This is a genomic window from Paracoccus shanxieyensis (assembly GCF_009711265.1).
Lineage (GTDB): Bacteria > Pseudomonadota > Alphaproteobacteria > Rhodobacterales > Rhodobacteraceae > Paracoccus > Paracoccus shanxieyensis.
The window spans coordinates 112,027-126,060 of record NZ_WMII01000005.1; the positions used below are offsets into that span (position 1 = coordinate 112,027).

At 65.2% G+C, this 14,034-nt stretch carries 10 protein-coding genes; all 10 read right to left on the bottom strand.

The window, feature by feature from the left end:
- Window positions 1–13: 13 nt before the first annotated feature.
- Window positions 14–1,612: an ABC transporter ATP-binding protein gene (locus tag GL284_RS07050; RefSeq protein WP_155043887.1), complete on the bottom strand. Its 1,599-nt coding sequence runs from the start codon at window positions 1,610–1,612 to the stop codon at window positions 14–16.
- On the bottom strand, window positions 1,609–2,433 hold the full coding sequence (locus tag GL284_RS07055; protein WP_155043888.1) for an ABC transporter permease: 825 nt from the start codon (window positions 2,431–2,433) through the stop codon (window positions 1,609–1,611). The genes GL284_RS07050 and GL284_RS07055 overlap by 4 nt, the downstream gene beginning before the upstream one ends.
- A gap of 1 nt (window position 2,434) precedes the next feature.
- Entirely contained in the window at window positions 2,435–3,394 is a 960-nt protein-coding gene (locus GL284_RS07060) for an ABC transporter permease (RefSeq protein WP_155043989.1), read from the bottom strand.
- Window positions 3,394–4,947: an ABC transporter substrate-binding protein gene (locus tag GL284_RS07065; RefSeq protein ID WP_155043889.1), complete on the bottom strand. Its 1,554-nt coding sequence runs from the start codon at window positions 4,945–4,947 to the stop codon at window positions 3,394–3,396. Before GL284_RS07065 ends, GL284_RS07060 begins: the two co-directional genes overlap by 1 nt.
- Before the next feature lie 160 nt (window positions 4,948–5,107).
- Entirely contained in the window at window positions 5,108–5,998 is an 891-nt protein-coding gene (locus tag GL284_RS07070) for a LysR family transcriptional regulator (protein ID WP_155043890.1), read from the bottom strand.
- Between the two features lie 61 nt (window positions 5,999–6,059).
- Window positions 6,060–7,412: a calcium-binding protein gene (locus GL284_RS21855; RefSeq protein ID WP_279639259.1), complete on the bottom strand. Its 1,353-nt coding sequence runs from the start codon at window positions 7,410–7,412 to the stop codon at window positions 6,060–6,062.
- Between the two features lie 66 nt (window positions 7,413–7,478).
- Window positions 7,479–8,585, bottom strand: a complete 1,107-nt coding sequence (locus tag GL284_RS07080; RefSeq protein ID WP_196216720.1) for an EAL domain-containing protein — start codon at window positions 8,583–8,585, stop codon at window positions 7,479–7,481.
- Window positions 8,586–8,642: 57 nt separating this feature from the next.
- Window positions 8,643–9,971 carry a GGDEF domain-containing response regulator gene (locus tag GL284_RS07085; RefSeq protein WP_155043892.1) on the bottom strand — a complete coding sequence of 443 codons (1,329 nt, stop codon included), beginning with the start codon at window positions 9,969–9,971 and terminating at the stop codon, window positions 8,643–8,645.
- Between the two features lie 3 nt (window positions 9,972–9,974).
- On the bottom strand, window positions 9,975–10,862 hold the full coding sequence (locus GL284_RS07090; protein WP_155097793.1) for a CheR family methyltransferase: 888 nt from the start codon (window positions 10,860–10,862) through the stop codon (window positions 9,975–9,977).
- A complete protein-coding gene (locus GL284_RS07095) occupies window positions 10,852–13,971 on the bottom strand; it encodes a response regulator (protein WP_155043894.1) in 3,120 nt (1,039 codons plus the stop codon). The genes GL284_RS07090 and GL284_RS07095 overlap by 11 nt, the downstream gene beginning before the upstream one ends.
- Between the last annotated feature and the right edge of the window lie 63 nt (window positions 13,972–14,034).

The following is a 14,034-nucleotide window of genomic DNA, read 5'->3' on the forward strand; positions in this document are numbered from 1 at the left end:
TAGGGAAAGGGGGTCAGGCGCCGGCCAGCGCCTGATCCAGCCAGCCGGGATCAAGCTGCGGCACCGAGGCCAGAAGCTTGCGCGTATAGGCTTGGCCGGGCGCGTCGAACAGCGTGGCCGTGTCGGCCATCTCGACGATCCGGCCCTGCTGCATCACCACCGTGCGGTCGGCCAGCCGCTTCACCACCGACAGATCGTGGGTGATGAACAGATAGGTCATGCCCAGCTCATCCTGCAGCTTGCGCAGCAGGCGCAGGATGTCTTCGGCCACCAGCGGATCCAGCGCCGAGGTGACCTCATCGCAGATGATCAGCTCGGGCGCTGCGGCCAGCGCGCGGGCGATGCAGACGCGCTGCTTCTGCCCGCCCGACAGCGCGCCGGGCAGCCGGTCGGCCATCTGGGCGGGCAGGCCGATCTGATCCAGCAGGCGCAGCATCTCGGCCCGGTTGGCGCGGCCTTTCAGCCCCTGAAAGCGGGCCAGCGGACGGCCGATGGTTTCGGCGACGGTCTGGCGTGGGTTCAGCGCCACATCGGGCAGCTGATAGATCAGCTGGATGCGCCGCAAAAGATCGGCACCGCGCTTGCGATAGCTGCCGGGCAGATCGCTGCCCTGAAACGCGCAGACCCCTGCTATGGGCGGTAGCAGCCCCGCCACCACCCGCGCCAGCGTCGATTTGCCCGAGCCGCTTTCGCCAACGATGGCCACGGTCTCGCCGCGCTTCACCGACAGGTCGATATCCGACAGCACCGGCGTCTTGCCATAGGCGGCCGAGATGCCCTGCAGCCGCAGCAGCTCGGTGCCGGTCTTGTGGTCAGCCCCTGCGGGGGCCGACAGGCTTTCGCGGCGTTCCGACACCAGACGGCGGGTATAGTCCTGCTGCGGCGCGGTCAGGATCTGCTGTGTCGGGCCGGTTTCGACCTGCTTGCCGTGACGCAGCACCAGCAGCCGGTCTGCGACCTGCGCAATCACTGCCAGATCGTGCGTGATATACAGCGCCGAGGTGCCATATTTGCGGATCGTGTCGCGCAGCAGACGCAGCACCTCGATCTGGGTGGTCACGTCCAGCGCCGTCGTCGGCTCATCCAGCACCAGAATGTCGGGCTTGCAGGCCATGGCCAGCGCGACCATCGCCCGCTGAAGCTGCCCGCCCGAGACCTGATGCGGATAGCGGCTGCCGAAGGTCTGCGGATCGGGCAGGCCAAGCGCGGTGAACAGTTCGACCATCCACGCACGGGCCTGCGCCTCGGTCATCAGGCCGTGATACAGCGGCGCCTCGATGATCTGGCGGTCCAGCCGGCGGGCGGGGTTGAAGGCGGCGGCGGCGCTTTGCGCGACATAGGCGATGCGTGCGCCGCGCACCTGTTCGCGTTCGGCGCGGGTGCTGGCGGCCAGATTGCGGTCGGCCAGCCAGACCTCGCCGCCGGTGATGCGGCAGCCGCCGCGGCCATAGCCCATCGCGGCAAGGCCGATGGTCGATTTGCCCGCGCCGCTTTCGCCGATCAGGCCAAGGATCTCGCCCTTTTCCAGATCAAGCGAGACGCCGTGCAGCAATTCGGTGCCTTCGGCGGTGGCGACCCGCAGATCGCGGATCTTCAGGACGGTGTTGGTCATCTGTTGTCTCCCTGCACGGTGGTGCGACCGGACAGCAGCCAGTCGACGGTCAGGTTCACGCCGATCGTCACCAGCGCGATGGCGGCGGCGGGGAACAGGGGCGCGTAAAGCCCGTAAAGAATGCCCTGCTGATTGTCGCGGACCATGCCGCCCCAGTCGGCAAAGGGCGGCTGCACGCCCAGACCCAGAAAGGACAGGCCCGCCACGAACAGGAAGGTGAAGCAAAAGCGCATACCGAATTCCGCGACCAGCGGCGGCAGGGCGTTGGGCAGGATCTCTTTGCGGATCATCCAGCCCAGCCCTTCGCCGCGCAGGCGCGCCACCTCGGCATATTCCATGACGTTGATGCCCTGCGCGACCAGCCGCGACAGGCGGAAGACGCGGGTGCTGTCCAGACAGGCGATGGTGACGATCAGCACCGGCAGCGATGAGCCAAGCGCCTGCAGCACCACCAGCGCCGAGATCAGCACCGGGATCGACATCACCGTATCGACAACGCGCGACAGCACCAGATCCAGCCAGCCGCCACGGATCGCCGCCAGAATGCCCAGCGGCACGCCGATCAGAAACGACAGGCAGACCGCCGCCAGCGAAATCCCGATCGAGGTCTGCGCCCCGTAAAGCAGGCGCGACAGCATGTCCCGGCCGTTCTGGTCAAAGCCCAGCGGATGTCCGGGCTGCGGGCCGTCGAAGGGCAGGCCGACGATCTGTTCCTGACCAAACGGCGCCAGCATCGGGCCGAACAGGAACAGCGCCACATTGGCCGCGATCAGGATCAGGCCAAGCCAGCCGGTAAAGGGAATGGAGGAAAGCTTCTTCATCTCATGCCTCCTTGCCGCGCGGATGGCGCAGGCGCGGATTAAGGGCGATGGCGGCAATATCGGCCACCATGTTCAGAAAGACATAGACCGCGCCGAAGATCATCGCCGAGGCCTGCACCATCGGCAGGTCGCGCTTCGAGACGGCATCGACCATGAAGCGGCCCAGCCCGTTATAGTTGAAGACCGCCTCGACCAGCACGACGCCGGTGATCAGATAGGCGATGTTGAACGACACCACGTTGACGATGGGTGCGGCTGCGTTGGGCGTGGCATGGCGCAGCACGACGCGGCCATTGCGCAGGCCCTTCAGAAAGGCGGTTTCGACATAGGGCTGATCCATGACGCCCAGCACAGTGGTGCGCGTCATGCGCATGATCTGCGCCGTCGTCACCATGACCAGCACCAGCATCGGCAGGGTGGTGGCGCGGAACCACGCGGCAATGCCCATGCCTTCATAGGTGTCGGCAAGGCTGGGCAGCCAGCCGGTCTGCACCGACAGCCACAGGATCAGCAGCAGGCCCAGAAAATATTCCGGCAGCGACACGAAGGCCAGCGCAAGGATATTGCTTACCCGATCAAAGATACCCCCACGTCGCGCGGCGGCCAGAATGCCCATGCCCACGGCCAACGGCACGGCGATCACGCCCGCATAGGCCGCCAGTGCCATGGTGTTCCAGAACCTCGGCCACAGCAGCCCCGCAATAGGCTGGCCGCTGGCCATGGACTGGCCCATGTCGCCGGTCAGAAACCCACCCAGCCATGTGAAATACCGCTGCAGCGCGGGCACATCCAGCCCCAGCTCATGGCGCAGGGCGGTCAGACTTTCGGGCGTGGCGCTTTGGCCCAGGATCGAGGCGGCAACGTCTCCGGGCAGGATCTCGGTCCCGGCAAAGACCAGCACCGAAACCAGCCACAGCGTCAGCAGCCCAAGGGCCGCGCGTTTTGCGATCAGGGTGAACATCATGCGTCGAACCAGACTTTTTCGGCCATGCGCGCGCCCATCAGGTTGAACATCGCATGGGGTTTTGTGCCGCGCAGGTCGGTGGACACCGCGTCCAGATAATCGCCGAACATCGGGATCATCGCGCCGCCGTCCTCATGGATCAGCGCCTGACATTCCCAATAGATCTCGCGCCGCTTTTCTTCGTCCAGCAGCGCCCGCGCCTCGCGCAGCAGGCTGTCGAAACGCGGGTTGGCCCATCGCGTGTCGTTATAGGACGAGGTGGATTCGTAAGCGATGGTCAGCATCTGATCCGCCGTCGGGCGACCGCCCCAATAGGACATGCAGAACGGAACCTGCATCCAGACATCCGACCAATAGCCATCCGCCGGCTCGCGCTTGATCGACACATCGATGCCCGCGCCCGAAGCCGCCGTGCGAAACACCGCCGCCGCATCGACCGCGCCGGAAAACGCCGCCTCCGAGGCCGAGAGCGTCACCGCCATCGGGTCCAGCCCCGCCTGCCTTGCGTGGAATTTCGCCTTGTCCGGGTCATAGCTGCGCTGCGGCAGTTCCGAGTTGAAGAAGCGGTCGGTCTGCGGCACCGGATGGTCGTTGCCAAGCTGGCCCAGACCGGCCAGCGCCGTGTTCAGAAGCTGTTCGCGGTCCACCGCATATTTGATCGCCAGCCGCGCATTCACATCGGTGAAGGGGGCCTTGGTGCAATCCATCAGGAAGGTGAAATGCTGCCCCCCGGCCGAGCGCAGGATGTTCACCCGGGGCGCGCGGGCCAGCAGGCGCACAGTCTTGAAATCGACCGCATTGATCGCCTGCACCTGACCCGACAGCAGCGCATTGGTACGGGCAGTCACGTCATTGATGACCACGACCTCGACCGCATCGACATTGGCGCAGCCGGGTTTCCAATAGCTTTCATTGCGCACAAAGCGGCCCCGCACGCCCGGTTGGATCCGTTCGGGGATGAAGGGGCCGGTGCCGATGGGGTTGGACCAGTCGTCAAAGCCCTGCGGCACGACCAGCAGGTGATAATCCGACAGCACATAAGGCAGATCGGCATTGCCCGAGTCCAGCGTGATCTGCACCTGATGTTCGCCGGTCTTGGTGATCTCGGTGATCGGGGCCACGACCGAGCGCGCCGCCGAGGAACTGTCGCCCCGGTGCAGGTTCAGCGAATAGATCACGTCATCCGCGGTCAGCGGCTTGCCGTTGTGGAAGGTCACGCCCTGCCGGATGTTGAAGGTCCAGACCATCGCACCGGGCGCAGTCTCCCAACTTTCAAACAGTTCGGGCTGGGCAAGATTGTCGCTGTCGATTTCCACCAGCCCGTTCATCACCATATAGGCCTGATTGACCGGAACCCAGTCCGCCAGCTTGCGCGGATCGAAATCATCGGTAGTCGAGCCACCGCTGATCCCCATCTTCAAGACACCCCCCCGGCGCGGCGCTTCCTGCGCACGCAGCGGCAGGCCCGTCACGCCCACCAGCCCCAGCCCGGCCATTGCGGAAAGGAGGCCACGGCGGTCGATTCCACGCTGACCATGCGGCTTTGTCATGTCGTTTCCCCTGTGTGATTTCCTTACCCCCGGCGTCATCGGGGCTTTTTGGCAAAAAATCGGGGGGAGGTTTTGCAGAAGCAAATGAATTTTTGTCATACCCCCTTGCAGCCTCTGCAACAGGGCTGGTTTCGCGCATGATTCTAATCGCTTGCCGGCGTCAGCCCGCCTGCCAGATCCGGTTGCTGGCCACCAGCCAGTCGCCGACCTGACGCGCCATGCGCCGCTGATGCCGCGTGGTCGGGCGCATCAGGTAATATTCCCCATGGCCACGAAACGGCCGCGTATCGGCCGGAACCAGCGTGCCGTCGTGCAGGTGATCGACGATGAACCAGCTCCAGCCCATCGCGATGCCGATGCCGCGCCGGGCCGAGTCGACCGCAAGGTGATAATCCCCCAGCTTCCAGCGCATCGCGGCTTCGGGCAGGCGCAGGCCGGTGGCAGACAGCCAGTTGCCCCAGTCGGTCCATTCCTTGTGGGTTTCCTCGACCGTCAGCAGGATCGGCGCGGGCTCTTGCGCCAGCGGCACGCCGCCGGGGGCCATGACGGGAAACATCTCCTCGGGGGCCAGCGAGGTCACGTCGTGATCGGCGGGCTTCACCGGGCGGTAATAGATCGCCAGATCGTATTCGTCATGGCGCAGCTGTTCAAAGAAATCATTCACCACCAGCTTCAGCTCAAGATGGGGAAAGGCCGCGCGCAGACCGCTGAAGCGCGGCATCATCCACAGATCGGCCACGGCCTGCGAACAGGCGATGGTCACGCGGTCGCCGCCATGACGGGCGAACTGATCGACCTCCAGCGCCTGCAGGGCGTCCAGCGCGCGGCCGACGGCCTTGGCATATTCCTCGCCGATCTTGGTCAGCACGACGCCCGCCGCCTGCCGTTCAAACAGCGCAGCGCCGACATAGCTTTCAAGCTGGGCGATCTGACGGCTGACGCCGCTTTGCGTCAGGGACAGCAACTGCGCCGCGCGCGTGAAACTGCCGCATCGCGCGACGGTCTGAAAGGCCACAAGGCTGCGCAAGGGCGGAAGGCGTCCGGTATCCATGCGCCGTTATACCCCGATCCGGGGCCGGATCTATCGCCGATTGCAGCGGGCGGCCGGTCGCCTAAAGCATGAAATCCGAACGCAGCATGTCGATCGACTTGCCGATCTGGATGGCGAAATCAGCGATGCCGTCGCCGTTCAGATCGGCCTGCACATAGGTCGCGTCGGCGGTGCGGGTCCAGCGCAATTCGCCCGCCGTGCCGGTGAAGCCCTGACTGGCGATATAGTGGAAATCCTGATTGCCGCCCAAGGTGCTGTTCGCGTCGATCTGCGACAGGTCGATGCGGTCGAACTGCGCGGCGCTGAAATCGTCGATATAGTCGCGGATATTCGGCGTCGACTCGGCGGCGGTCACGAAGACAAAGACATCCGCCCCCGCGCCGCCGAACAGCCGGTCCGCGCCCGGCCCGCCAATCAGCGTGTCGTTGCCCGCCCCGCCGAAAAGCTGGTCGTTTCCATCGCCACCCGACAGCCGGTCGGCCCCGTCTTCGCCAAACAGCGTGTCATTGCCCGCATCGCCCTGCAGGCTGTCATTGCCGGGGCCGCCGCCCAGCCAGTCATTGCCCAGCCCGCCCGACAACCAATCATCGCCGGTTTCAGCGTAAAGCCGGTCATTGCCGCTGCCGCCCGACAGGGTGTCGTTGCCGGTGCCGCCATACAGCCAGTCATCGCCATCATCGCCCGCGATCAGGTCGTTGCCCGCCTCGCCATAAATCGTGTCATTGCCCGCCCCGCCCGAGGCGGTGTCATTGCCGGTGCCGCTGAACAGGCTGTCATGCCCGGCCTCGCCCGACAGGCGGTCATTGCCGTCGCCAGCATACAGCGCATCGTTGCCGGTCCCGCCCTGCAAGGTGTCATTGCCCAGATCGCCATACAGCGCGTCATTGCCATCGCCGCCCGACAGCAGGTCATTGCCTGCCTCGCCCAGCAGCGTGTCGGCTCCGGCGCCGCCGAAAAGCTGGTCGTGGCCCAGCCCGCCGAAGATCTTGTCACTGCCGCCAAAGCCGTGCAGCGTGTCGTTGCCGCCATATCCCAGCAGCGTCTCGGCCAGCGCCGAGCCCCGGATCAGGTCATTGCCCGCCAGCAGCAATTGCGAAAACAGCCGGTCATTCGACGCGCCATAGGCATTGGCCAGCGCGGCGGCCCCGACCTGCAGACCCACGGCCTCCAGCACGGGCTGACCGGCAATGACCACCTTCATCGACAGGATGGTGCCGGATTTCAGCCCGCCGGGCCCCGCGCCGCCATAGGTCAGGTTCGCACCCGACAGCAGCGCATAATCGGTGGCGCTGTCGGACAGGCGCAATTGCCCGGTCCCGCGGCTGACCGAGGAAAAGCCCAGCAGCGCCGACCAGTCAATCATCGACATGTCAGAGACCGCGCCTTTGCCCGGCCGCAGGGTGATCGTTGCCATCGCTTGCCCCGACAATCGCATAAGTTGCACGACAGATGAGATGATCTGCCCTTGGATGCAAGTCTTTTACCGTGCCCCGCGTGCGTGAAGCCACGTCACGGCATCGGCCAGCACCAGCGGCGGGGCAAAATGATAGCCCTGCGCCAGATCGCAGCCCAGATCGCGCAAGATGCGGGCCTGTTCCACGGTCTCGACGCCTTCGACCAGCAGCTCCATCCCCAGCGCGTCGGCCATGTGCCGCATGGCGCGGATCAGCCTGACGCTGCGGTCCGCCGGCAAGCCCGCGATCAGTGCGCGGTCCAGTTTCAGCCGGTCGAACGACACCTGCGCCAAGGTTGCGAAATTGCTGTATCCGGTGCCGAAATCGTCCAGCGCCAGCCCGACACCCAGCGCCCGAAGATCGGCCAGCGTGCGGCGGGTCTGGGCATCTTCGCCCAGCCGGGCGGTCTCGGTGATCTCAAGCTCCAGTTGCGCGGCGGGCCGTCCGGCATCGGCCAGACAGCCCGCGACCAGATCGGCAAAGCCCGCATCGCGCAGTTGCAGGGGCGAGACATTGACGGCCAGCCGCGTGTCGCAGGACCCGGCCAGCGCGCCGAATTCCGCAAGGCTGCGCCGCAGCACCCATGCGCCGATCAGTCCGATATGGCCGGATTTTTCGGCCAGCGGAATAAAGACCTCGGGCGAGACCTCGCCCAGTTCGGGGTGATGCCAGCGGGCAAGCGCCTCGAACCCCGCCACCGCGCCGTCCGACATCCGGATCTGCGGCTGATAGCTGACGCCCAGCAGGTTGGCTTCGGTGGCATGGCGCAGGGTCGTGGCGTCGATGCCGCAGGCGCATAGCGGATCGGGCGGCCAGAACAGCCACAATTCGGCATCGTCGGACGGCAGCGCAAAGCGTTCCGCCTTCGGCAGCCTGCCTGCCGCGCCGAGGGGCTGGCCGAACTGGGCCGGATGGCGCGGGCCGATCAGCGCGGCAAAGGCCGGGTTATAGACCAGCCGCTGCGCCGCCCCCACGGCAATGCAGACCGGAAACGCCGCTTGCGCCAGTTGCCGCACCGCCAATCGCAGCGCGGTCGAGCCATTGGCCGGATCGCCCAGCGGGGTGTCGGACCAGTCCCGGATCCCCGGCACCGCAAGCGTCTGGAACAACCGCGTGGTCGCTGGGTCTGGCAAGATCGCGGCCCTTTTCATGCTGGCATCGGCAAAACTAGCGGCGAGAGGGCTGCGACTTCAAGTTGCTGCGCGCATCTGCTGATGCCTTTCCGCCTTGCGGGCATAAAGCAACCTGTCCGCCTGTTCCAAGATTTCGTCATGGTCCCACCCGGCGTCGCTGGCCATCGAGATGCCGATGCTGATGCCGACCTGCACCCCTTCGCCGGATTTGCCGATGTCGATGGGCTGGCGGATGGTGTCCAGCAGACGCTCGGCCATCTGTTCGGCCTCGTGCCGGTCGTCGCAGACCATCACCACGACGAACTCATCGCCCGCCCAACGCGCGGCGATGTCGCCGTCGCGGATGCAGCGGCTCATGCGGGCAGCGACGGCCTTCAGCACCGCATCGCCCGCCGCATGGCCGTGCAGGTCGTTGACCGGCTTGAACTTGTCCAGATCGCCGAACAGCAGCGCCACGTCGCGTTTCGATGACACCGGCGCCGCCAGCAGCGCCCGCAGACGCTTGTTGAAGCCCGCGCGGTTCAGCAGGCCGGTCAGCGGATCGGTTTCGACCTGACCGATCAGCGCCAGCTGCCGCGCATAGGATTGCGAGGCGTCCTGAAACACGATCACCCCGCCAACCGGCTGGTTTTCCCGATCATAGACCACCGAGGAGGATTTGGTGATCGCCAGCGTCTTGCCGCCCCGGTCGCGCATCATGATATGCGTGCCTGCCGACACGGCGGGGGTGTCGCCGAACAGCCGGTCGTTCAGCGGCTGACCCTCGCAGGTTTCCAGCGGCAGGGCGGATGACAGCAAGGGATGCTCGGCGGCGCTCCAGCCGGTCAGATGTTCGGCGGCGGGGTTCATCCATGACACGCGGCCCAGATTGTCCGTGGCGATGATGCCGTCGCGCACCGCATCGAATGTCGCGCGCAGCAGCTGCTTTTGCTGATGGACCTGCGCCAGCGCGCGCACAAGCTGCTGCTTGCTGCGATACAGGTTCAGCAGGATTTCCACCTTGGACAGCAGGATCTGTTCGTTGATGGGCTTGCCGATATAGTCGATGGCCCCCGAACTGTAGCCCTTGAGCTGGCTGAATTCATCCGCGTTCGAAGCCGTCATGAACACGATGGGCGTCTCGGCGGAAAACGGGTTGTCGCGCAGCAGTTCGGCGACCTCGAACCCGTCCATCTCGGGCATCTGCACATCCAGCAGGGCCAGTGCGAATTCATGATCCAGCGCCAGAGAAAGCGCCTGATTGCCCGATTGCGCCGTGATGATTTCGGCATCCTTGTGGCGCAAAAGCACCCGCATGGCGGTCAGATTGGCAGAAATGTCGTCGACGATCAGGATCTTGGGCCGGGGCAGATCCGTGGTCTGATCGGGATAAAGATCTTCGGTCATGGGTCAGCTTCCGTCATCTTGGCGCGGGGGGGCGGCTTGGCATGGGGGATGGGTCGCCAGGGCCTCGGCCCCGGCCAGTTGCGGGCGCGGGCGCGATATCGAGCGATAGACCCAGCTGGCACCGGGCGGCTTGGCGAATTTAGTGCGTGCGCCGATGGGCGTTTCGCGCTGACCAAGGCACAGATACCCGCCCCGGACCAGCGAATCCGAGAACAGGCCAAGCGCCCGGCCTTGCAACTGCCGCTCGAAATAGATCAGCACATTGCAGCAAAAGATCAGGTTCGCCTCGCAGAAGACCGCATCGGTCGACAGGCTGTGTTCGATGAAATTGATCTTGGACAGCAGCTCGGGCTTTAACTGCATCAGCGGCCCCACCGCGTCGAAATGCGCATCCAGCAGGTCCGCGCCGCCGCCTTGCAGATAGCGTGTCTGGGCCGCCTGCACCTGATCGCGCGGGATGCGTCCCTGCGCGGCCTTTTCCAGCACCGCATACGAGATATCGCTGGCAAAGATGGTGCTGCGGTCCAGAAGCCCTGCCTCGTGCAGCAGGATGGCCATGGAATAGGCCTCGTGCCCCGCCGCACAACCTGCGTGCCAGATGGTGATGCGGGGAAAGCTGTGCAGGGTGGGAAAGACATGGGCACACACCTCGGCAAAGGTCTCCGGCTCGCGGAACAGCTCGGTCACGGGGATGCAAAGCTGGTCGACGAAGAACCGGATCTGGTCGGGGTTCTGCACCAGCCAGTCGCCAAGAGCCGGGATGCCCGGCAGATGCAGCCGCGCGCAGATATTGTGCAGGCGGCTGGTCAGCGTCGCGGGCCGATACTTGCGGAAATCATAGCCGAAGCGGTCATAGATGAAATGGACGAAATCCTGCACGTCAGGCGGCATGCTGAAGCTGCTCACGGATCTTGCCAAGCAGCACCGGCACGTCGATGGGCTTGGACATATAGTCGCTGGCCCCTGCGGCGATGCAGCGTTCGCGGTCCTGCTTCATCGCCTTGGCGGTCAGCGCGATGATCGGCAGATCGGCCCAGTCGCCGCCACGCTTGCGGATTTCGGTCATCGCCTCATAGCCGTCCATATTGGGCATCATCATGTCCATCAGCACAAGCTGGGTGTCGGGATGGGCTTCAAGCTCGGCCAGCGCCTTCAGCCCGTCCTGCGCCAGCACCACATCGCAGCCGCGCGCGCGCAGCACCTTGGCCAGAGCATAGATGTTGCGCATGTCGTCATCGACCAGCAGCAGCTTGCAGGCGATGGGCGTGCCGTCATCGAGCGGGGGCGCCGCCGGGGCGGCAGGCGCGGGATCGGCAGGCGCGGGCGGCGGCGCGGGGGCGGCGCTGTCCGCGATGTTCAGGATGGCACGCACTTCCTCAAGCAGGCGCTTGTCGGAATATTCACCTTTCAGCACGATGCTTTCAGTATGCCCGCGCAGGCGCAGCAATTCGTCGGGCAGCAGATCGCGCGCGGAATAGACCACGATGGGCAGGGTTTTTCCCAGTTTTTCAAGCTGGTCCAGAAGCTCGATCCCGGAAATGCCGGGCAGGCCCAGATCGACGATGGCGCAGTCGAAATCCTGCGCCTTCAGCAGATCCAGCGCATGTTCGGCGCTTAGCGCGGGCGTCACCCCGATGCGGGCCCGCGCCAGAAGCTGCGAGATGGCTTTCTGCGTGCCGTCGTCATCCTCGATCACCAGAACCGAGCCGCCAGCGGTCCGCACGGGGATCGCAGGGCGCGGCGGCGGGGGCGCGGGGCGCGGAGGCTCGGCGGTGTCGGACAGGGGGGCGGGCGGCGCGGGCGCAGGGGCCGCGCCGTCCGAGGCGATCAGCGGCAGCGTTAGCCGGAAGACCGAGCCCTGATCGACCACGCTTTCCACCTCCAGCGTGCCGCCCAACAGCGTCGCCAACTGATGCGAGATCGACAGCCCCAGCCCGGTGCCGCCAAATTGGCGCTGCGTGCTGGCATCGACCTGTTCAAAGGGCAGAAAGATCGTCTGCAGCTTGTCCTGCGGGATGCCGATGCCGGTGTCGCGCACCACAAAGCACAGCGTCCGGCCGTCATCGCCGGGGGCCAGCGTGACATTCACCGCGCCCTCGCGGGTGAATTTCAGCGCATTGCCAATCAGGTTGTTGGCGATCTGCTCCATCCGGCCGGGATCGGTCAGGATCGTCGCGGGCAGATCCGCCGCGCCGTTGATGCTGAAGCCCACGCCCTTTTTCTGGGCCAGCGGGCGGAAGGCATGTTCCAGCGTCTGGATCAGCGCGCGGGTGGACATGGGTTCGTGCTGGATCTCGATCTTGCCCGCCTCGATCTTGGACAGATCAAGGATCTCGTTGATCAGCCGCAGCAGGCTGACGCCGCTGGCATGGATGACCTGCGCCCCTTCGACCTGATCGGCGTCCAGATTGCCGGTGCTGTTGGTGGCCAGATCCTGCGCAAGGATCAGCATGCTGTTCAGGGGCGTGCGCAGCTCATGCGACATATTGGCCAGAAAGCGGGATTTGTACTGGCTGGTGCGTTCCAGTTCCTCGGCGCGTTTGAAGGCCTCTTCCTGCGTCTGTTCCAGTTCGGTGCTGCGAAAGGCCAGTTCGGCATTGGTCGCGCGCAGTTCTTCCTGCTGGGCCATCATCTCGGTTTCGGCGGCCTGCAATTCCTCGGTCTGGCGCAGGCTTTGCTGCAGCAGATCCTTGGTCTCAAGTGCGCGTTGCAGATTGACCAGCGGCAGGCCCACCACGTCGATCGCCTCGGCGATGATGCGGCCCTGCACGGAATCGAACGGCTCGTCCAAGGCGAATTCCATGACGCCGATCAGCCGATCATGCAGCACGACCGGCAGCAGCAGGATGGATTGGGGATCTGCCGCCCCGGTGCCGGACTGCACCCGAAGATAGCCCGGAGGCACCGGCGACAGGATCTTCATCCGGCGATCCGCCCCGACCTGACCCACCAGCCCCTCGCCCAGAGCATAGCTTTTGGGCGCGCCCTCGGGGTGGTGATAGCCATGGGCCGCGAACAGATGCAGCCTGCCCTTGGCCTCGTCATGCGAAAAGAACACCGCGACCGAGGCGCCCAGATCATGACACAGCGTATCCAGCGCGGCCTGCGCGAAATCCTTCAGCGTCTTTTGCGCCTGCAGGATGTCCGAAAGCCTGGTCAGCGCGCGCTTGACCTCCAGATCCTCGACCTGCGACACGGCGATATTGCGAAAGACCAGCAAGGACCGGCTCATGGCGCCGATTTCGTCGCGGCGGTCCTGAAACGGGATCAGCACGCTGCGGTCATTTCCCGCCAGACGCCCCATCGTCGTGGCAAAGCGTCCGATGGGGCGGCTGAAGCGGTAATGCAGCAGCGCAAAGGCCCCCAGCGCCGTCAGCGCCACCAAGGCCGCCGCAAGGAACGTGGCATTGCGCAGCCCGTCGATCGCCAGATCGCGCAGTTCGCGCGCTTCGGTCAGGCGGTGCTGCACCAGATCCGACAGCCGGTCAAAGATCGCCGTCGGCACCAGTTCCGTGGTCTGCGACATGCGCGAGGCATTCGCGGCCAGATATTCCGCCAGCACCCGCGTGCGGTCGGTCCGCTGCGTCATGCGGTCAAAGCGCATCAGCAGCGGCAGCGCCTTCAGGTTCAGCCATTGCGTGCTGGCCACCTGAATGGCCACCGCATCCGACAGCGCCTGCTGGTCCAGCACCTGCAGGCGCAGCAGGGTTTCGATATTGGCGTTGGTGTCGTTATTGGCCTTTTCAAACGCCCTGCGGCTTTCGGGCGTGCCCTGCACCAGCGTATCCGCCAGCGCCAGTTGCCGCGCCAGCATCGAGCGTTCGACCGCCTCGATCGAGGTCAGCGCGCTGGTCAGGTCGCGCACGTCGTTCTGGGCCTTGGACAGCGTGCGCGTGCCGAAGATGCCCATCGAACTGACGCAGGCCACGACGACGACAAAGCACAGCATGATCAGGGCGAACTGCATGCTGAGCGACAGATTTTTTTGGCGCCTGCTCAAGGACTGTCTCCGATGGGGCCTGAAATGCGCAAGAAAGCGGATACGAAGGACATGCTGCAGATC